Raw genomic sequence first — 20,562 nt, 5'->3', positions numbered from 1 at the left:
CGGGGTCCGAAGACCCCGCCCCAGGAAAATCCGCCCCGTCGCCGGGGCGGATTTGGTTTTACTCCTTGGCCGCCATGCCGGGGGCGAGTCTGACGTCGCCGGCCGGAACGCGGATGGAGTCGATGAAGTCCTGCATCTCGGGGCTCGCCTCGGCGGTGAACTTCTGCGCGACCCATTGGGCGAGGAACGCCGCCGGGATGCCGAAGATACCGACCGAGATGTTGTTGATGCCCCAGAGATACGCGACTTGGCGGCCGCGCACGTTCACGATCGTCACGATGTCGCCGAGTGCGGCCTTGAGGGCCGGCCCGTAGAACTCCGTGGTGATCAGGAAGAACATGCACACGCCGTAGCCGATCAGCATGCTCCACACGCCCGACGCGTCGCCGGCCCGCTTCCACCAGATGCCGAGCACGAGGGCGGCGAACAGCCCCGACGCGGCGATGGAGAAGGCCCACGACACGAGGAACAGGATGTCCGCACCCAGGGTGCCCGCGACGTAAGCCGCGATCACCGCCACGACGGCCAGAAGCACGCGGCTGATGATCAGGCGGCGCTTCGTGTCGGCGTTGGGGTCGATCATCTTGTAGTAGATGTCGTGCGAGAGCGCGTTGGCGATCGCCAGCAGCAGACCGTCGGCGGTGGAAAGCGCCGCCGCCAGACCGCCCGCGGCCACCAGGCCCGCGATCACGTAGGGCAGACCCGCGATTTCGGGGGTCGCCAACACGATCGCGTCCGGATGGATGCGGAACTCGGAGAGCTGCAGGATGCCGTCGCCGTTGCCCGCCGCACCGCCGCGGCAGATCGGGAAGATCTCCGCCGCGTTGGCCGCGTCGCAGGCGCCGACCAGGGCGAGCCCCGGCTTGCCCCACGAAGCGATCCAGCTCGGCAGGGCCGAGATCGGCTGACCGATGATGTTCTGATACACCTCCAGCTTGGCGAAGGCCGCGTAGGCCGGCGCCGTGAAGTAGAGCAGGAAGATGAAGAACAGCGACCAGCCCACCGAGTCGCGGGCCTGACGGACCGACGGCGTGGTGAAGTAGCGCATCAGGATGTGCGGCAGCGACGCGGTGCCGACCATCAAGCACAGGATCAAGGCGAAGAAGTTGATCGCCGAGGTCATGTTGAAGGTGCCGCGCGCATCGGCGAAGGCCGCGACGTGGCCCTTGGCCACGCCCAGCGTCGTTTCCAGTGCGGCGATCTTCTCGAGCGCCTGACCGTACATCAACTGCGGGATGGGAACGCCCGTGACCTGCGCCGACATGATCACGACCGGGATCAGGTAGGCGATGATCAGGATGATGTACTGGGCGACCTGGGTCCAGGTCACCGCCTTCATGCCGCCGAGCATCGAGCACACGAGAATGCCGATGAGGCCCACGAAGCAGGCGAGCTTGAAGTCCATGCCCAGGAAGCGCGAGGTGATGATGCCCACGCCCACGATCTGCGCCACGACGTAGACGAACGACGCGGTGATCAGCACGATCACGGCGAGCGTGCGCGCCGCGTTGCCGCCGTAGCGGGCGCCGCAGAAATCGGGAACCGTGAACTGCCCGAATTTGCGCAGGTAAGGCGCCATCAGGATGGACACCAGCACGTAGCCGCCCGTCCAGCCGAGCACGAAGGCCAAGCCGTCGTAGCCGCCGAAATAGAGCGAACCCGCCATGCCGATGAACGAGGCGGCGGACATCCAGTCCGCACCCGTGGCCATGCCGTTATACAGCGCCGGGACCGAGCGGCCCGCGACGTAGTATTCCGACACTTCCGCCGTGCGCGACAGAATGCCGATCAGCGCGTAGACGCCGATCGTGAGGAAGATGAACAGGTATCCGAGGATCTTGTCGGGCACCCCGAAGAATTCGAGAATGCCGAGGAAGATCACGAAACCCGCGAACGACCCGGTATAGATCGCGTAGATCTTGCCGAGGTTCTGGAGGAAGCTGCTGTTTGCGGCGGCGCCGGCCATGGGGATTCTCCTGCCTTACTCGTCCGACACGCCGAACTCTTCGTCGATCTTGTTCTGGGCCGAAGCGTTCCAGAAGCAAAGCACGACGAAAGCGATCAGCGATCCCTGCGCGGCCATATAGAAGCCGAGCGGGAAGCCCAAAACGCGGATCTCGTTCAACGAGACCGCGAAAAAGTGGACGACGAAGCTGAAAAAGAACCACAGGGCCAGGATCGTCCACATCAATTTGGACGTCTTGCCCCAGTAGGACTGCATTTCCTCTTGGGATAGTTTTTTGCTCATTCGACCTCTCCGCGGCGGACCGTTGGGCATACGCCGCCGGTCGCCGAATGTGTCAATGGATGGCACATCGCATCAGGCCCGGTTAAGCCGCCCCATACCGATTGCGCGGCATGTGGATCGATCGTCCGAAATGGAAGACTGAGTGGGCGAGTCCAGACCTGTCGTTTGACGCACTACCGGCGCCATTGGGGTCCCTGATAGCATGGGGCTCGGCAAACGCACAACCTGGATGGTAATTTCCGGGGGAAATAACTAAATACCGCAAACGGACGGAAACCCATGTTGACCGCTTTGATCCGACGATTTCGCCCATTGCCGATCGTCGACCCTTCCGAACTGCGCCGCTTCATCAGCGGCGAGGCGTCGTATTTGACGCAGCGCGCGGTGTACGAGTTTTCGCGCAATACCCTTGCGTGGTTCGGGCAGCATTACTTTGCAAATCAAGGGTTTGTGAAGGTTTACGCCAAGTGCCGGTGGGAGGCGTTCGGCCTGCTCGGGATCGATATGACGGCGCTGGCGCTAGGGCGCATGGTGGCGACCCCGGCCGGGCTTGCGAGCCGCGCGGCCTTGGCCGCCCGGATGGCCGAGGTGTACGCCTCCGCGCTACGTGAATACCCCGCACCCGAGCATCGGCCGGACGGGTGGGACGATCTTTTGGCCGAGTGCAAAATGCGACTCGAGGCGGTCGAGGGACCGCTCGAGCCCATCAAACTCGCCAAACCGACCGCCAAGCGGGTCTTCGAATTGCTGCCGGTCTACAGCAAGAACAAGGCGGAGGATCACAAAGTGGTCCGCAACGCTTTCGATTTCGGACTGATCGCCTATTACGACCGCTTGCGCAAACGCGTTCCGCCGGAAGCGGCGGCTAACGCGTTGCTCGACGGCGCGCCGGCCGATCGCGAATTGGAACTGCGCGCGGTGTGAAAAGAAAAGGGCCGCTTCGGGTGAACGAAGCGGCCCCCAGGTTAGTCGGGTGGAGGTCGAACTCAGCCCGACGATTCCTTCGTGAAGATGTCCTTGTCCTTGTTCTCGGGCACGAACAGCGTGCCGATGACCAAGGTCATGCCCGCGATGATGATCGGGTACCACAGGCCGTAATAGACATCGCCCGTCTGCGCGATCATCGCGAAGGACGTGGCCGGTAGCAGGCCGCCGAACCAGCCGTTGCCGATGTGATAGGGCAGCGACATGCCGGTGTAGCGGATGCGGGTGGGGAACAATTCCACCAGCGCCGCCGCGATCGGCCCGTAGACCATCGTGACCAGGATCACGAGATAGGTCAGCAGAATCACCAGCACGAACGCCTTGCCCGTCAGCGCGTCGAAGAAGCCGCTGAGCTTCACGATGTCGGGGTTGGCCACGCCCGGCATCGGGTAGCCGGCCTTGCCCAGCGCCCCGTTGACGGCCGCGGTGAACGCCGCCGGGACGGCACGCGCGGCGTCGCCCGCGAGCTTCGTCGTGTCGTAGGATTCGACTTCGACGTCGCCGATCGCAATCTTCGCGGTCGAGCCCGCGGGTGCCGGTTCGTTTTTGTAATTCACCGATCCGCGCGCGAGCAGCGCCTTGGCGTTGTCGCACGAGCTGGTGAATTTCGACGTGCCCGTCGGATTAAACTGGAACGAGCAATCCGCCGGATCCGCCTTGATCACGACGCTGACTTCCTGTTGCGCCTTGTGCAGCATCGGGTTCGCGTATTCGGTGATCGCCTTGAACACCGGGAAATACGTGACGATCGCCAATGCGCAGCCGGCGAGGATGATCACCTTGCGGCCGATGCGGTCCGACAGCGCGCCGAACACGATGAAGCCGCCCGTACCCAGGATCAGCGACCACGCGATCAGCACGTTGGCCGTCCACGCGTCGATGCGCAGGATGCTCTGCAGGAAGAACAGCGCGTAGAACTGGCCCGTGTACCAGACCACGGCCTGACCGGCGGTGAGGCCGAGCAGGGCCAGCAGCGCGAACTTGGCGTTCTTCCACTGGCCGAACGCTTCGGACAGCGGCGCCTTCGAATGCGTGCCTTCCTCCTTCATCTTCTTGAAGGCCGGGCTTTCTTCCATCTGCAAGCGGATATAGACCGAGATCGCCAGCAGGAAGATCGAAATCAGGAACGGGATGCGCCAGCCCCACGCCGCGAAGGCCGCTTCGCCCATGTAGCTGCGGACGAGCAGGATGACCATCAGCGACAGCAGCAGGCCCAGCGTGGCGGTCGTTTGAATCCAGCTGGTGTAGAATCCGCGGCGCCCGTGCGGCGCGTGTTCGGCGACGTAAACCACCGCACCGCCGTATTCGCCGCCCAGCGCCAGACCCTGCGCCATGCGCAGCGCGATCAGCGCGATGGGGGCGGCCCAACCGATCGTTTCGTAGCCGGGCAAGCAGCCGACCAGGAAGGTCGACGAGCCCATGATCAGGATGGTCATCAGGAAGGTGTATTTACGGCCGACCATGTCGCCCAAGCGGCCGAACACCAGCGCGCCGAACGGGCGAACCAGGAAGCCCGCCGCGAAAGCCAGCAGCGCGAAGACGTTGCGCGTCGCTTCCGGGAAGGACGAGAAGAACTGCGCGCCGATGATCGCCGCCAGCGAACCGTAAAGATAGAAGTCGTACCACTCGAAAACGGTACCTGCGGACGACGCGAGAATGACTCGCTTCTCTTCCTGCGTCATCGGGCGAGAGCGCGCGCTCTCTGCCATCGTGTCGGTCATCGTCAAAAGCCCTCCCAAAAATTCGTTTGATGCCGCTTTGATTTCCGATCGTGACGAACAACCGGGGTCTTGCCTTGCTTTGTGGCTGAACCCAAAATGCGTTGCCGTGTCACTGAGTTACGATCGGTGACGGCGGTAATACAGCGAAGTTCAGGAAAATCGAATAAAAGACCGAGTATAATCTGGTGAATTCTGAAAGGCAGAACTGCCCGGAATGACAAACCGTTACTCGATCGCCCTCGATCTGTTCCTGCGCCCGGCGCGCGACGCGCTGCGCGATGTGCCGATCCTGCCGGCGACCGCACCGGTGCGCGCGGCGATCGGGGCGATGGCCGAAAGCGGATCCTCGATCGCCCTGGCGGTGGACGGGGCGGGGCGTCTGGCCGGGCTGTTGACCGAGCGCGACGCGGTCACGCGGGTCGCGTTCAAAATGGATCCGGCCGCGCCGCTCGCCACGGCGATGACGCCCAGTCCCGAAACGGCCCCGCCGGACGAGCCGCTTTATCGTGTCGTCGCGACGCTGCGCCGGCGCGGCTTCCGGCACGTGCCGGTCGTCGATGCGAACGGCGCCCCGCTGGGCGTGATCGGGCGCGCCGATGCGCTCGCCGCCGTATCCGCGCGGCTGCTGGCCGAGCTCGACGTGCTCGGCCGCCTGGGCCACGGGCTCGACGATCATATCGCCGCCAAGCGCGCGCAAGCCGCCTTCGCGCGCGCGCTGCTCGACGACGGTTTGCCCGCCCCCGACATCCAGCGCGCGATCAGCGAGATCAACCGCGACATCCATCGCGATCTGCTCGACGCGGCGATCGCGCGCACGGGCCAAGCCCCGCCGGTGCCATTCACGTTGTTGATCATGGGCTCGGGCGGGCGCGGCGAAAGCTTCCTGTCGCCCGATCAGGACAACGGCTTCCTGATCGCCGATTATCCCGACGACGCGCACACCGCGATCGATTCGTGGTTCGTCGATGTCGCCACGCATTTCACCTTGTCGCTCGACAAGGCCGGGTTCGAGCTGTGCAAGGGCAACGTCATGGCGACCAATCCGCTGTGGCGCAAAACGCGCACGCAATGGCACGACCAGATCGCGCTGTGGCTGCGCCGCCGCTCGCCCGTCGCGTTGCTCTACGCCGACATCTTTTTCGATTTCGCGCCCGCCTGGGGCGATCCGGCACCGGCACTCGAATTGCGCGCGATGGTCGCCGAAACGCTGAAGCGCGAGCGCGGCTTTCTGCACGCGCTATTGTCGGGCGATCGGCGCTTGGACGTGGCGATCGGCCTGTTCGGCGGGTTGAAAACCACCGGGGCGGGCGAACATGCGGGCGAGATCGATCTCAAACTCCATGGCACGATGCCGCTGGTCGCCTCCGCGCGGTTCTGGGCGCTGGCGCAGGGCGTGGAAGCGACGGGCACGCGCGAGCGTCTGGCCGCGTTGCGCGCGATGGGTGTCGTAAAGGACGACGAGGCCGCCGAGCTGGCCGACGCGTTCGACGCGGTCACGTTCGTGCTGTTGCGCGGGCAGTTGACCGATATCGACAACGGCAAGGCGCCCGACAATTACGTGCGGCCCGACGAAATGGGAAAGCGCGAACGCGCGCGGCTGATCGACGCGTTGAAGGCGATCGACCGTTTCGCCGCGCGCACGCGCGCCGAATTCACCGGGCGATTGATCTAGCGGCCAAACGAAGTTCCAGCGCCATGTTCGACGCTTCCACCAGTTCGTCGTAATCGTCGATGCCGCGCAGCGCGCACACTTCCAGCAGCCGCGCGAAGACGCGCGCGGTGGCGTGCGCGTCGTCCAGCGCCGAATGCCGGCGGCCGATCTCGATCCGCAGCAAGGCGGCGAGCCCATCCAAGCTGTGATCGTGAAGCTCGGGGAACAGATGGCGCGCGATCAGCAGCGTGTCGAATGGCGGGTGGTCGAATTCGATGCCCGCCGGGGCGCCCGCGCGTTTGAGAAACGCGAGGTCGAAGGCCGCATTATGCGCGACCAGCACGGCGTCGCGGGTGAAGCCGGCGAACAGCTTCGCCGCCGCGCCTGCATTGGGGGCGCCCGCCACGGCCATATCATCGATGCCGTGGATCGCGGTATTCGCCTTCGGAATCGGACGGCCGGGATCGACCAGCGTCGCGAAACATTGCCCGTCCAAACATTCCGCGCCGCGCGTGCGCACGGCGCCGATCGACACGATCTGATCGTTCTTGGTGTCGAGGCCCGTCGTCTCCAGATCGAACACCACGAAAGTGAGGGCGGCGAGCTTGCGCTTACCTTCCGCACCGCCGGCGGGCGTCAATCGGGCGAGTTCGGGGTCGAAAAACTCGGGGCGGGGCGCGCGCGGCGGCGGCGGCGGGGTATTCGCGGTCAGTCGCGCGATCTCCATTTCCCGCGCGGCAAGGGCGGCGCGCAAAGGCCGGACCACCGCGCCGCGCAGAACGACATAGGAAATCGCCAAAGCCGTACCGATCCCGGCGAGGGCGGCGATGCCGATCCCGAGGAGTCCCGCCCCCGCCGGACCGCGCGAAGCCGCCCAATAGAGCAGAGCGAACACCGCCAAGCCGCCGATCACGGCGGCGAGCGTTCCGGCAAAAGGCGGGCGGTCGCGCGTTTCCATTTCGATCAGGATAGGCCCTGGCGGGATGCCGCACGAGATATTATATCACCCCAATGACCGACACCGACGCCAAGACCTGGACCCCGCTGCCGATCTCCGTACTCACCGGCTTTTTGGGCAGCGGCAAGACCACGCTGCTCACCAAGCTGCTGCGCCATCCCGGCATGGCCGATACAGCCGTGATCATCAACGAGTTCGGCGAAATCGGGCTCGACGATTTGCTGGTCCAGGGCGAGTTGCTGGAACATGTCGACCCCAACCAGCAGACCCAGTTCGTGAAGATGAACGCGGGCTGTCTGTGCTGCACCGTGCGCGGCGATTTGGAAGTCGCGTTGCGCGACCTTTATCTGAAGCGCGTGCGCAAGCAGATCCCGGATTTCAAACGCGTGGTGATCGAAACGACCGGTCTGGCCGATCCCGCTCCCATCCTGCACACGCTGATGGACGATCCGGTCCTTGCCGCCTATTACCGCCTCGACGGCGTGGTGACGACGGTCGATGCGGTCAATGCGATGGACCAGCTCGACAAGGAAAAGGAAAGCGTCAAGCAGGCCGCGGTCGCCGACCGTCTGCTGATCACCAAGGTCGATCTCGCCAAGCCGCGCGAGCTGATGCAACTGCGCGCGCGCCTGCACGACATCAATCCCGGCGCGCCGCTGTTCGAGGTGAGCCACGGCGACATCGATCCGTCGCTGATCCTGGAAGCCGGGCTCTACAATCCGGAAACCAAATCGGCCGATGTGCGCCGCTGGCTGAACGAAGAAGCCTATGCCCATGGGCATAGCCATGGCGATCATCACCACCATCATGCCCATGATCACGACCACGATCACGACCATCATGGGCACGATCATCATGGGCATGATCACGGGCATCACCACCATCACGACGACGTGAACCGCCACGACGACCGCATTCGCGCCTATTGCATCGTCATCGACAAGCCGATGGACTGGGACGTGGTCGCGGGCTGGCTGGGGTCGCTCGCCCAAAGCCGGGGCCCCGATCTGCTGCGCATGAAGGGTATCGTCAACGTCGCGGGCGAGGACACGCCCATCGCCGTGCATGGCGTGCAGCATCTTTTCCATCCGCCCGCGCGCGTGCCCCGCTGGCCCGACGAAGATCGCCGGTCCAAATTCGTCTTCATCGTGCGGGAAATCCCGCGCAAGGAGATCGAAGACAGTTTGGCGCGTTTCCAGGACGAGGCCGAGAAGCGCGCCGTTCTGGCCGCCCGGACCTAGTTTTCGGCTTAAAACCCCGCTCTTTCGCCCGTCGCCGGGACCGTGCTATTCCGGCGGCCCGAACGCGCATTCATTTTCGAAGGACCGCCCCTTATGGCCGCATATCAATACATCTACGTCATGAAGGGCATGTCGAAGATCTTCCCCGGCGGGAAGAAGATCATGGACGACATTTGGCTGTCCTTCCTACCCGGCGCCAAGATCGGCGTACTCGGCCTCAACGGTGCGGGTAAGTCGACGCTGCTGAAGATCATGGCCGGCCGCGACAAGGACGCCGGCGGCGAGCATTTCCTGGCCGAGGGTGCCACCTGCGGCTATCTCGAACAGGAACCCCAACTCGATCCCAAGAAGACGGTCGCCGAAAACGTCATGGAAGGCCTCGGGCCGCTCAAGACGATGGTCGATCGGTTCGAGGAAGTCTCGAACAAGCTGGGCGAAGTCACCGACGACGACGAGATGAACGCGCTGCTCGCCGAACAGGCGGAGCTGCAGGAGAAGATCGACGCCGCCGACGCGTGGGATTTGAGCCGCACCATCGAGATCGCGATGGATGCACTTCGTTGCCCGCCGGGCGACGCGGCCGTGACGAATTTGTCGGGCGGCGAGCGCCGCCGCGTGGCCTTGTGCCGCTTGCTGCTGCAAAAGCCCGATCTGCTGCTGCTCGACGAACCGACCAACCATCTCGACGCGGAATCGGTCGCGTGGCTCGAACGCTTCCTGCACGATTATCCGGGCTGCGTCGTCGCCGTGACCCACGATCGCTACTTCCTCGACAACGTCGCGGGCTGGATCCTGGAACTCGATCGCGGCAAGGGCATTCCCTGGGAAGGCAATTATTCCTCGTGGCTGGAGCAGAAGCAAAAGCGCCTCGTGCTCGAAGCCAAGGAGGAAACGAACCGCCAGAAGACGCTGGAGCGCGAGCTCGAATGGATCCGGCAATCCCCGCGCGCGCGCCAGGCCAAGAACAAGGCGCGTATCGCCGCCTACGACGCGCTGGTCGCGGAGGAACGCGATCGCGCGCCCGAAAGCGTGCAGATCTCGATCGCGCCCGGTCCGCGCCTTGGCAACACCGTCATCAACGCCGAGGAACTCACCAAAGGCTTCGGCGATCAGTTGCTGATCGACAAGCTGTCGTTCCGCATGCCGGCGGGCGGCATCGTGGGCATCATCGGCCCCAACGGTGCGGGTAAGACGACGCTGTTCAAGATGATCAACGGCGCCGAGAAGCCCGATTCGGGCAAGCTCATCGTCGGCGAGACGGTGAAGCTCGGCTATGTCGATCAAAGCCGCGACACGCTCGACGCCAACAAGACCGTGTGGGAGGAAATCTCCGGCGGCGACGACGTTCTGGAAATCGGCGGGCGCAAAGTGCCCAGCCGCGCCTATGTCGCGTCGTTCAATTTCAAAGGCACGGACCAGCAGAAGAAGGTCGGCGTGCTGTCGGGTGGCGAACGCAACCGCGTGCAACTCGCCAAGATGCTGAAGGCGGGGTCCAACCTGCTGATGCTCGACGAACCGACCAACGATCTCGACGTCGATACGCTGCGCGCCCTCGAAGAAGCGCTGCTCGGCTATTCGGGTTGCGTCATGGTGGTCAGCCACGATCGCTGGTTCCTGGATCGCATCGCGACCCATATCCTGGCCTTCGAAGGCGACAGCCAAGTCGTGTGGTTCGAAGGCAATTACCAGGATTACGAAGCGGATCGTAAGCGCCGCCTGGGTGCCGACGCCGACCAGCCGCATCGCATCAAGTACAAGCCGCTGACGCGCAGCTAAGCGCGCGCCCCATCGGCACAAACAAAAACGGCGCCCGCGCGGGCGCCGTTTTTCGTTGGGGGCTTGGCCGGCGGTCAGCCGCGCGCGGGCGGCGCTTTGACCTTGTCGCGCAGCATCTCGATCAGCGGGCCGACGCGCCCGCCGTTGCGCTGGACAGTCGCGTTGAAGTCGTCGCGTTGCGTGATCGCCATGCTCACGCCTTCGATCACCACGTCGATGATCTTCCAGTTCTGGCCGTCCGGCGCCAAGCGCCAGTCGACGCGGATCGGCTCGCCTTGCGTACGCACGAAATGGGTGCCGACGGCGGCTTCGCCGTCTTCCAGCGAGCGGGAGTTGACCACGCGGATCGTCTCGCCGCCGTAATCGGCGAAGCGCGTGGCGTAGCTCGCGACGATGAAATCCTCGAACGCCGAAAGATAGGCTTCGCGGTCGGCCGCGTTGGCCGTGCGCCAAGCGTTGCCCAGCGCGAAGCGGCCGATCTTCGGCACGTCGAAGCTTTCGGTGAACAGCGCGCGGAAGCGCTTGGTGCGCTCGCCCGCATCGATGTCGCGCGTGGTCAGGCCTTCGATGGCGCGCTGGGCCAAGCGTTCGATGAACTGCGAAGCGGCCGGCACCTGATTGCCGGAGCCTTGCGCCAGCGCGAAGCCGGGCAGCGCGAAGCCGGGCAGCGCGCTGAACGCGGCGGCGGCGATCAGGAAATCCCGGCGTTTCATCGAAGCGGCGTCCGTTGGCGCCCGCACCGTTACTGGCGCGTGGCGTCGGCGCGCGACGGCGCGGGGGCGTCGTCGGCATCCGACATGCGCGGCACCGGCATCGATTCGCCGCCCGCGTCGTTGCGGATCGCGGCGCGGCGGCGTTCGGTGTAGACGCGGCGGATCGTCGCGTAATAGTCGGTCGAGTTGCGCTTCAGATCCTCGAGCGTCTGCCAGTTGCGCTGACGCGAGTCGATGGCGCTTGCGCCACCGCGCGCATAGGGCACCCAGTCGAGCTTGTCGGAGCGGTTGGCGGCGAAGTTCACCGGATCGAGGAACGAGTCGACCGCGAAGCCGAGCGTATCGCGCGCGTTGGACGGCCCGAAGACCGGCAGCATGATGTAGGGGCCTTCGCCCGCACCCCAGACAGCGAAGGTCTGGCCCGCATCTTCCTCGTGCGCGGGGAAGCCCATATGGGCGGCGGGATCGAACGTGCCGAAAAAGCCGAGCAGCGTGTTGATGAAGAAGCGCGCGATCGAATTGCCGAAGCGCTGGCCTTCGCCTTGCGCGGCGTCGTTCACGGCGACCCAGGGGGTCTTCAAATTGGCGAGGAAGTTGTGCGTGCCTTCGCGCGCGCGATCGGGCAGCACGCCGTACCATGCGGCCAAGGGCTTCAGCGCGATTTCGTCGAGGAAAATATTGATCTCGAAGATGCCGCGATTGACGTATTCGAACGGGTCGTTGATGTCCGTCGATTGCTGCGCTTGCTGGCGCGGTGCGAGCGCTTCTTCGGCATGAGCCGCCGTCGACAACGTGCCGACGATAACGGCCGACAAAGCGATGTGCCGGGCGAAGCGGGGGAGCGTGCAGGACATTTCGACGACTCGTTCCTTATGGACTCTACGCACTCGTTAAGGCGATTCGCGTAGCCACACTCTCGATACACGTTTCGCGCTGTCCGTCGCCACATCGGCTTCGACCGAAGCCTGATGGACAGCGAACATGGCACGGAACGGGGGCGCCCCGATTCCTCAACTTACGCAAATAGCTATCACATGGCCTTCTGGGAGGGTAGGCAACCAGCGGCAATACCCACAAAGGCATGCCGGATGTTGCGGTCCGGTCACAGTTTCACAGGCGATTTGAGGGATGGGGAATAAAATGTATCTTGAAAGATATAAAGATACCTTTATAAAGATTGAGCTATGGCACGGTCATTAGATACCGTTCTTGAGGGATTGCGCGCCGCCGCCGAGCCGACTCGGCTGCGGCTGATGGCGTTGTGCGCCGAGGGCGAGCTGACCGTCAGCGAATTGGTCCAGATTTTGGGCCAAAGCCAGCCGCGGGTGTCCCGGCATTTGAAGCTGCTTTGCGATGCCGGGCTGTTGGACCGTTTGCCGGAGGGCGGCTGGGTTTTCTACCGCCTGGCCGAAGGCGGCAGGGCCAACGGCTTGGTGCGCCAGATCGCCGACATGATCCCCAAGGCCGACCCGCAGCTGTCCCGCGATCGCGACGGTTTGACTGCCGTGCGCGCCGCGCGCGCGACTTTGGCGGGGGAGTATTTCGCGGCGAACGCCGAACGTTGGGACGAGATCCGCTCGCTGCATGTCGACGACGCGGAAGTCGAAAAGCGGCTGCTGGCACTGTTGCCGCCGGCGAAGATCGCGGGCGAGTTGCTGGATATCGGCACGGGCACGGGCCGCGTCCTCGAACTATTCGGCCGTCACGGCGTGAAGGGCATCGGCATCGATTCCTCGGTCGATATGCTGCGCGTCGCGCGCGCCAATCTCGCCAACGCGAATTTGCCCAACGCCTATGTGCGCCAGGGCGACATGTATCGCCTGCCGTGGGACGAGCCAACCTTCGGCGCGGTAGTGATCCATCAAGTCCTGCATTTCGCCGACGATCCCGCCGCTGTGCTGGCGGAAGCCGCGCGCGTGCTCGCGCCCGGCGGGCGCCTCGTCGTCGTCGATTTCGCCCCGCATGCGCAGGACGAGCTGCGCGCGCGTCACGCGCATCGCCGATTGGGTTTCGCCGATTCCGAAATGCGCGCCTGGCTTTCCGCCGCCGGCCTCATTCCCGCCGAGCCCATCGCCTTGCCGGGCAATCCGCTCACCGTTTGTCTCTGGGCCGCCGACCGGCCCCTTTCCTGAGGAAACCCCCATGTCGCCGCGTCTGTTCGGTTCCGCGCCGGGCCACAAGCTGAACATCTCCTTCGAGTTCTTCCCACCGAAGAACGAGGAGATGGAAAAGACGTTGTGGGCCTCGGTCGAGCGTCTCGCCCCCTTGGCGCCGCGCTTCGTGTCGGTCACCTACGGTGCCGGCGGCACGACGCGCGAACGCACCCACGCGACCGTCAAGCGTCTGGTTCAGGAAACCAAGCTGAAGCCGGCGGCGCATCTGACTTGCGTTTCCGCGACGCGCGACGAAATCGACGACGTCGTGCGCGGTTATTGGGACGCGGGCGTGCGGCATATTGTAGCTCTTCGAGGTGACCCGCCGGCGGGAGCCGCGAAATACGCGCCGCATCCGGGCGGCTACGCCTATGCCAACGATCTGATCGCGGGCATCAAGAAGATCGGCGATTTCGAAATCTCGGTCGGCGCCTATCCCGAAAAACATCCGGACTCGCCGGATGCGGAAAAGGATATCGACTTCCTCAAAGCGAAGCTGGATGCGGGTGCGACGCGCGCCATCACGCAGTATTTCTTCGATGCGGAAGTCTATCTGCGCTATCGCGACAAGGTCGCCGCGCGCGGCATTTCAGCCGAGATCGTGCCCGGCATTCTGCCGGTCACGAATTTCGCGCAGGTCGTGAAATTCTCCAAAATGTGCGGCGCGTCGGTTCCGGCGTGGCTCGCGCATTTGTTCGAAGGCTTGGACGGCGATCCCGATACGCGCCGTCTGGTCGCCGCGATGGTCGCGGCCGAACAATGCCGCCGCTTGCAGGAACACGGCGTGGATTCGTTCCACTTCTACACGCTGAACCGCGCCGATCTCGCCTATTCGATCTGCCATATTCTGGGCCTGCGCCCGGCGGCATGAGGATCACAGTATGACCCGCAGCGAAAAAGCCGCGCTCTTCCGCAAGCTCGCGTCGGAACGCATTCTGGTGAAGGACGGGCCCTATGGCTCGATGATCCAGACCTACAAGCTCGACGAAGACGGTTTCCGCGCCGGTCGCAGCTTCAACATGGATCAGAAGGGCAATAACGACCTGCTGAACCTGACGCGGCCCGACGTGGTCAGCGAGATTTGCCAAGCCTATGTCGATGCGGGCGCCGATCTGCTGGCGACGAACTCGTTCAACGCCAACCGTATCAGCCAGGCCGATTACGGCATCCAGACGATGGCGAAGGAAATCGCCACCGCCTCCGCGCGCGTGATCCGCGCCGTGGTCGATGCGGCGATGGCGAAGAATCCGGCCAAGCCGCTCTTCGTCGTCGGGGCACTCGGGCCCACGAACAAGACGCTGTCGATCAGCCCGGACGTCAACAATCCCGGCTATCGCGCCGTGTCGTTCGAGGAGATGCGCGATACGTATCGCGAGCAGATCGAAGGTCTGCTCGACGGCGGCGTGGATTTCATCGCCGTCGAAACCGTGTTCGACTCGCTGAACGCCAAGGCGGCGTTGGTCGCCGTCGCCGATGCGGGCGAAGCGCGCGGCGAGGAAATCCCGGTGATGTGTTCCTTCACGCTGACCGACATGGCCGGGCGCAATCTCTCCGGCCAGACGGTCGAAGCGTTCTGGAACTCGATGCGCCATGCCAAACCCCTGACGATGGGCATGAACTGCTCGTTCGGGGCGACCGAGCTTCACCCTTATGTCGGCGAGCTCAATTCGCGCGTCGATACGCTGATCTGCGTCTATCCCAATGCGGGCCTGCCCAACGACATGGGCGCTTACGACGAGCCGCCGGAAATGACCGGGCGTCTGGTCGGCGTGTGGGCGCGCAACGGCTGGATCAACGTCGTCGGCGGCTGCTGCGGCACCACGCCCGCGCATATCAACGCGATCGCGCAATCGGTCGCCGGGGTGAAGCCCCGCGAGATCCCGAAAATCGGCGCGCGTTTGCGGCTCGCCGGCATGGAAGCGGCGAATTTTTGACATGACCGACGCAACGAATACCCAGCAAGTCGCGACCTTCGTCAATGTCGGCGAGCGCACCAACGTCACCGGCTCGGCCGCGTTCAAGAAGCTGATCCTCGCGGGCGACTACGCCAAGGCGGTCGATGTCGCGCGCCAGCAGGTCGAGGCGGGCGCGCAAATCATCGACGTCAACATGGACGAAGGGCTTCTCGACGCTGAAAAGGCGATGGAGACGTTCCTCAAGCTGATCGCGGCGGAGCCCGATATCAGCCGCGTGCCGGTGATGATCGACAGCTCCAAATGGTCGGTGATCGAGGCGGGGCTGAAATGCGTCGCCGGCAAGCCGATCGTCAACTCGATCTCGCTGAAGGAAGGCGAGGAAGCCTTCTTCCATCACGCCAAGATGGTCCGCCGCTACGGGGCCGCCGTCGTCGTCATGGCGTTCGACGAGAAGGGCCAGGCCGATACGCAGAAGCGCAAGGTCGAGATCTGCGAGCGCGCCTACAAGCTGCTGACCGAGAAGATCGGCTTCCCGGCCGAAGACATCATCTTCGATCCGAACATCTTCGCGGTCGCGACCGGCATCGAGGAGCACGACAATTACGGCGTCGACTTCATCGAGGCGACGAAGGAAATCAAGCGCCGCTGCCCGCATGTCCATATCTCGGGCGGCGTGTCGAATCTGTCGTTCAGCTTTCGCGGCAACGAGCCCGTGCGCCGCGCGATGCATTCGGTGTTCCTCTATCACGCCATCAAGGCGGGGATGGATATGGGCATCGTCAACGCCGGCCAGCTCGACGTTTACGACGCGATCCCGGCCGAATTGCGCGATGCGTGCGAGGACGTGATCCTCAACCGCCGCAAGGATTCGACCGAGCGCCTGCTCACGCTCGCGCCGAAATACAAAAAGACCGGCGACGTGCCGGACGCGGCCGAGCTCGAATGGCGCACCTGGCCCGTGATCAAGCGCATCGAACACGCGCTGGTGAAGGGCATCGACCAATACGTGGTCGAGGATACGGAAGAAGCGCGGCTGCAAGCGGCCAAGCCGATCGAAGTGATCGAAGGCCCGCTGATGGACGGCATGAACGTCGTCGGCGATCTGTTCGGGGCGGGCAAGATGTTCCTGCCGCAGGTCGTCAAATCCGCGCGGGTGATGAAGAAGGCGGTCGCGCATCTCATCCCCTATATCGAGGCGGAGAAGACGGCCGAATCGCGCTCCAAGGGCAAGATCGTCATGGCGACGGTCAAGGGCGACGTCCACGACATCGGCAAGAACATCGTCGGCGTCGTGCTCCAGTGCAACAACTACGAAGTCGTCGATCTGGGCGTCATGGTGCCCGTACAGGACATCCTGAAAGCGGCGAACGAGAACAAGGCCGACATCATCGGCCTCTCCGGTCTCATCACGCCGTCGCTGGACGAGATGGTGACGGTCGCCGAGGAGATGAAGCGCACGGGCCTGAAGATTCCGCTGCTGATCGGCGGGGCGACCACGTCGAAGACGCATACGGCCTTGCGTATCGCGCCGCGCTACGACGGGCCGACGGTGCATGTGCTCGACGCCTCGCGCGCCGTGGGTGTGTGCTCGGCCTTGCTGTCGGATACGCAAGCCGACGGCTTCAACGCCGATGTGCGCGCGGAATACGAGCGTATCCGCGTCGAGCGCGCGGGCGGGGCCAAGGACAATCTGGTGCCGCTCGCCGAAGCGCGCGCCAACGGTTTGAAGATCGATTGGGCGAAATACGACATGCCCAAGCCCAAATTCCTGGGCACGCGCGCCTTCGAGGATTATCCGCTGGCCGAATTGGTCGAGCGTATCGACTGGACGCCGTTCTTCCGCGCCTGGGAACTCGCCGGCACCTACCCGTCGATTCTCGACGACGAAAAAGTGGGCCCCAGCGCGCGCAATCTGTTCGACGACGCCAAGCGCATGCTCGACCGCATCGTCAAAGAAAAGTGGCTGGTCGCCAAGGGCGTGGTCGGCTTCTGGCCGTGCAAGCGCATCGGCGACGACGTGGCGATCTACGCCGACGAGGATCGCGTCGAGGAAATTTCGCGGCTTTATTTCCTGCGTCAGCAGATTGGCAAGCGCGCCGACCGGCCGAATATGTGCTTGGCCGATTTCGTCTCGCCCGACGCGGATTATATCGGCGGCTTCGCGGTGACCTCGGGCCACGACATCGAAGCGCATCTGGCGCGCTTCAAGGCGGCGCATGACGATTACTCGGATATTCTACTGAAGGCGCTGGCCGATCGCTTGGCCGAAGCCTTCGCCGAACGTTTGCACGAGCGCGTGCGCAAGGAATTCTGGGGCTACGCGGCGGACGAGAAGCTCACGAACGAGGAGATCGTCGCGGAGAAATATCGCGGCATCCGCCCGGCGCCGGGCTATCCCGCGTGCCCCGACCACAGCCAGAAGCCGGAGCTGTTCCGCTTGCTTGATGCGCAACACAAGGCGCGCATGAAGCTGACGGAAAGCTTCGCGATGCTGCCGACGGCCTCCGTCTCCGGCTATTACTTCGCGCATCCGCAGGCGTCGTATTTCGGCGTGGCGCGGATCGGCAAGGACCAAGTTGCCGAATTCGCGCATCGTCGCGGCGTGGACGTGGCGCAAGCCGAGAAGTGGCTGCGCCCGAATCTCGGCTACGAGAGCTGATCAGCCCTTCGCCGCGCGGGTGTAAAGCTTCCAGGCGAGGCTGGGCACGATATAGATCGGGAATTGCGCCGCCGCGATGAACAGCAGGATTTCGGGCGGCGTGGGCGGCGGCAGAATGGCGATCAGCAGCGCGTTGTTGCGGAAGCCCGTCGCCACCGCCATCGTCCCGGCGGTGCGAATACCTTTGCGCCAGAAGATCAGCGCCGAGCCGGCTTGAAGCCCCAAATTCAGCGCGAAGGCCGCGATCACGAACGCGGCGAGGCGCCATGGCTCGGCCATGGCGATGGCGGTGATCCCGTCCATCACCGCGACGGCGAACACGATCATCAGCAACACGCCGATCCCTTCCAGGATCTTGGCGTTCGCTTGCAACCGCGCTTCGCCCAAGACGCGCCGAACGAGGTAAGCGGCGATCGCCGTGCCCGCGATAATGCCGACCGAGCGCAGCAGGAACTCGCCGGTCGTGACGTCGCCGAGATTCAAACCCGCCAATGCCGCGACGAGCGGAATCGTCAGCGCCGCGATCATCGTGCCGCCCAGCACGGTGACCAATGCAAGCCCCGCATCGAGCCCGACCACGGCCGCGAACATCGCCCCGAACAGCAAGGGCGGGGCGGCGGCGCTGACCGTTAGCGCATCGTGCAGATCGCGCGGCAGACCCAACGCGGCGCCGATCACCAAGGTGATGAAGGGCACGGCGAGCAGCGCCCAGACCCAGGCGAAGCCCAGCATCGGCAAGCGCCCGAACGCCGCGCCGATCGACGCGGGCGACACGCGCAGCATCGACGCAAGCAGGATCAGCACGACCGACGGCGACAGGATCGGCTTCAACGCGGCGGCAAGATCGGGCAGCGCGATGCCGATCGCGAGGCCCGACGGCATCGCCCAGCGCGCGTGACGTGCGAGAAAATCGAGAAAACCCAGAATGATCTTTTCCTTGCCCGGAACCGCCGGGGCCGCCAAAGCTACAGGCCCGGCCGCCAGGAGGCAAAGCGTTGAATTTCCCGACCCCGTTCGACCGCCATTCGGAACGCGTGCGCCCGGAATGGATCGACTTCAACGGCCATATGAACGTCGCCTATTACGTCGTCGTGTTCGACAATGCGGTCGATGTGTTGTTCGAAGCATTGGGCTATGGCCGCGATTGGCGTGAAGCCGCCGGGCGCTCGCATTTCGCGGTCGAGGCGCATATCCGCTATCTGGGCGAAGTGAAGCTCGGCGCGCTGCTGACGGTCGAATCGCGCCTGCTGGGGGCCGACGCCAAGCGGCTCCACCATTTCCATATCATGCGCAATGCCGAGACCGGCGCCGTCGCCGCGACGTTCGAGGTCATGTCGCTGGTGGTCGACATGACAACGCGCAAAGCGGGTTCGATGGCGCCCGACGATCTGCAACGCGCACGCGACGCCGTCGCGGCGCATGCGGCGCTGCCCTTGCCGGATGGGGTCGGCCGCGCTGTCGCGATGAAGCGTTAGGGTGCGCGTTTCAGATTGAGCTGATCGAGCCGGTCGACCGAGCGCAGGGTCTGGCGCTGGATGCGGCCTTCGCGCTGCACGTCGAATTCGACCTGCGTGCCCGCCGGGCCTTGCGCCCACAGCCCGCGATAGAATTCGACCAGCGTGGGCGTGGCCTTGCCTTTGATGCCCGCGATCGTGTCGCCGCGCGACATCCCGCCACGTTCCGCCGGGCCGCCGGGGGTGACGCGCGCGACGACCAAGCCTTGCGGCGTTTCCTCCAGCGTCATGCCGGTCCAGGGGCGGCGCGGCGTCATCGCGCGGCCTTCGGCGATCATGTCGGCGAAAATCGGCTCGAGCACGTCGATGGGCACGAACACGTTGCCGGGCACGCGCGGGCCTTCGCCGCTGCCGCGCGCCCCGCTCGCGTCGTTGACGATCAGCGAGCCCACGCCGATCAACCGCCCGCGCGCGTCGAGCAACGCCGCCCCGCTCCACAACGGATGCGGCGGCACGGTGAAGATCGCGCTGTCGAGCATATATTCCCAATTGCCCGCGAAAGGCCGGCGCGAGACGACGCGCGCCGGGGCGGCGTTGTCCACGCCGCCGAAGGGCACGACCAAAACCGAATCGCCTTGCTTCACGTCCTCGGCATTGCGCGCCAACGCCACGGGCTTGGCCGCGCGCGCGGCCACGCGCGCGCGCAACAGGCCCAAGCCGGTGTCGTGGTCATAGGCGACGATTTCGGCCGCCGCGACCGAGCCATCGGGCAATTCCACGTCGGCGCGCTCGGCCTCGACCATCAAATAGCCGACGGTCAGCATCAGGCCGCTCGCGTCGATCAAAATGGCCGAGCCTTCGCGCTCGCGCCCCAAGCCGGTCGCGGTGCGCGCATCGGCGGGCACATAGGCTTTGAAGCGCATCACCGGCTCGACGATCGTTTCGAGCGATTGCGCATGGCCCGAAAGCGGGGCGGTGAAGGCGAGGAGAGCGGCCAAGACGGCCGCGCGGACCGGGGGAAATGGCATAGGAAAGAGCATGGGCCTTTCCGGTCGCGCCGCCAAGTCCCCCCGTGCGATTTCGTATGC

The 20,562-nt window shown here is 64.6% G+C and carries 17 protein-coding genes; 9 read left to right on the top strand and 8 right to left on the bottom strand.

The annotated features are described in order from the left end of the window. Positions 1-58 precede the first annotated feature (58 nt). Together J0H39_15335 and J0H39_15330 are read right to left on the bottom strand one after the other, a co-directional pair. Positions 59-1,966, bottom strand: coding sequence for a cation acetate symporter (locus J0H39_15335; GenBank protein MBN9498127.1), 1,908 nt, complete (start codon positions 1,964-1,966; stop codon positions 59-61). A 15-nt stretch (positions 1,967-1,981) separates the two neighbouring features. Further along, on the bottom strand, positions 1,982-2,248 hold the full coding sequence (locus tag J0H39_15330) for a DUF4212 domain-containing protein (GenBank protein ID MBN9498126.1): 267 nt from the start codon (positions 2,246-2,248) through the stop codon (positions 1,982-1,984). 312 nt (positions 2,249-2,560) lie between these two features. On the opposite strand from J0H39_15330, the gene J0H39_15325 reads away from it, so the two are divergent. After that, complete coding sequence (locus tag J0H39_15325; protein ID MBN9498125.1) at positions 2,561-3,172, top strand: hypothetical protein; 612 nt, start codon at positions 2,561-2,563, stop codon at positions 3,170-3,172. Positions 3,173-3,234: 62 nt separating this feature from the next. Here J0H39_15325 and J0H39_15320 read toward each other — a convergent pair whose 3' ends face one another. Then, the gene (locus J0H39_15320) at positions 3,235-4,914 is read right to left on the bottom strand and encodes an MFS transporter (GenBank protein MBN9498124.1); all 1,680 of its coding nucleotides are present in this window, start codon (positions 4,912-4,914) and stop codon (positions 3,235-3,237) included. Positions 4,915-5,167: 253 nt separating this feature from the next. Between J0H39_15320 and J0H39_15315 the strand changes: the two genes are divergently transcribed. After that, the gene (locus tag J0H39_15315) at positions 5,168-6,625 is read left to right on the top strand and encodes a CBS domain-containing protein (GenBank protein MBN9498123.1); all 1,458 of its coding nucleotides are present in this window, start codon (positions 5,168-5,170) and stop codon (positions 6,623-6,625) included. On the opposite strand, the gene J0H39_15310 is transcribed toward J0H39_15315, so the two are convergent. Further along, complete coding sequence (locus tag J0H39_15310; protein MBN9498122.1) at positions 6,606-7,562, bottom strand: 3'-5' exonuclease; 957 nt, start codon at positions 7,560-7,562, stop codon at positions 6,606-6,608. The two genes, J0H39_15315 and J0H39_15310, sit on opposite strands and share 20 nt — an antisense overlap. A gap of 53 nt (positions 7,563-7,615) precedes the next feature. On the opposite strand from J0H39_15310, the gene J0H39_15305 reads away from it, so the two are divergent. Beyond that, positions 7,616-8,803, top strand: coding sequence for a GTP-binding protein (locus tag J0H39_15305; protein MBN9498121.1), 1,188 nt, complete (start codon positions 7,616-7,618; stop codon positions 8,801-8,803). A 93-nt stretch (positions 8,804-8,896) separates the two neighbouring features. Beyond that, on the top strand, positions 8,897-10,579 hold the full coding sequence (ettA, locus tag J0H39_15300) for an energy-dependent translational throttle protein EttA (GenBank protein MBN9498120.1): 1,683 nt from the start codon (positions 8,897-8,899) through the stop codon (positions 10,577-10,579). Positions 10,580-10,653: 74 nt separating this feature from the next. On the opposite strand, the gene J0H39_15295 is transcribed toward ettA, so the two are convergent. Beyond that, positions 10,654-11,292, bottom strand: coding sequence for an ABC transporter substrate-binding protein (locus J0H39_15295; protein MBN9498119.1), 639 nt, complete (start codon positions 11,290-11,292; stop codon positions 10,654-10,656). 29 nt (positions 11,293-11,321) lie between these two features. After that, positions 11,322-12,146, bottom strand: a complete 825-nt coding sequence (locus J0H39_15290) for a VacJ family lipoprotein (GenBank protein MBN9498118.1) — start codon at positions 12,144-12,146, stop codon at positions 11,322-11,324. 330 nt (positions 12,147-12,476) lie between these two features. On the opposite strand from J0H39_15290, the gene J0H39_15285 reads away from it, so the two are divergent. From J0H39_15285 to metH, 4 genes are read left to right on the top strand one after another with little or no spacing between them, the layout of a single operon-like run. Then, on the top strand, positions 12,477-13,424 hold the full coding sequence (locus J0H39_15285; GenBank protein ID MBN9498117.1) for a metalloregulator ArsR/SmtB family transcription factor: 948 nt from the start codon (positions 12,477-12,479) through the stop codon (positions 13,422-13,424). A 10-nt stretch (positions 13,425-13,434) separates the two neighbouring features. Further along, on the top strand, positions 13,435-14,316 hold the full coding sequence (gene metF / locus J0H39_15280; protein ID MBN9498116.1) for a methylenetetrahydrofolate reductase [NAD(P)H]: 882 nt from the start codon (positions 13,435-13,437) through the stop codon (positions 14,314-14,316). A gap of 10 nt (positions 14,317-14,326) precedes the next feature. Further along, positions 14,327-15,379 (top strand): homocysteine S-methyltransferase family protein, encoded by a 1,053-nt coding sequence (locus J0H39_15275; protein MBN9498115.1) that lies wholly within the window; start codon positions 14,327-14,329, stop codon positions 15,377-15,379. A gap of 1 nt (position 15,380) precedes the next feature. Further along, on the top strand, positions 15,381-18,020 hold the full coding sequence (gene metH / locus J0H39_15270; protein ID MBN9498114.1) for a methionine synthase: 2,640 nt from the start codon (positions 15,381-15,383) through the stop codon (positions 18,018-18,020). Here metH and J0H39_15265 read toward each other — a convergent pair whose 3' ends face one another. Beyond that, a complete protein-coding gene (locus J0H39_15265; protein ID MBN9498113.1) occupies positions 18,021-18,983 on the bottom strand; it encodes a hypothetical protein in 963 nt (320 codons plus the stop codon). A 32-nt stretch (positions 18,984-19,015) separates the two neighbouring features. Here J0H39_15265 and J0H39_15260 point away from each other — a divergent pair, with 32 nt between their 5' ends. After that, a complete protein-coding gene (locus J0H39_15260) occupies positions 19,016-19,495 on the top strand; it encodes a thioesterase family protein (protein MBN9498112.1) in 480 nt (159 codons plus the stop codon). On the opposite strand, the gene J0H39_15255 is transcribed toward J0H39_15260, so the two are convergent. Beyond that, complete coding sequence (locus tag J0H39_15255) at positions 19,492-20,472, bottom strand: serine protease (protein MBN9498111.1); 981 nt, start codon at positions 20,470-20,472, stop codon at positions 19,492-19,494. The genes J0H39_15260 and J0H39_15255 overlap by 4 nt on opposite strands. Positions 20,473-20,562 lie beyond the last annotated feature (90 nt).

The organism is Alphaproteobacteria bacterium (assembly GCA_017308135.1).
In the GTDB taxonomy this organism is placed as follows: Bacteria; Pseudomonadota; Alphaproteobacteria; order CACIAM-22H2; family CACIAM-22H2; genus Tagaea.
The sequence above is the reverse complement of the archived record's forward strand: the minus strand, read 5'-3'. Positions and strand labels throughout refer to the sequence as shown.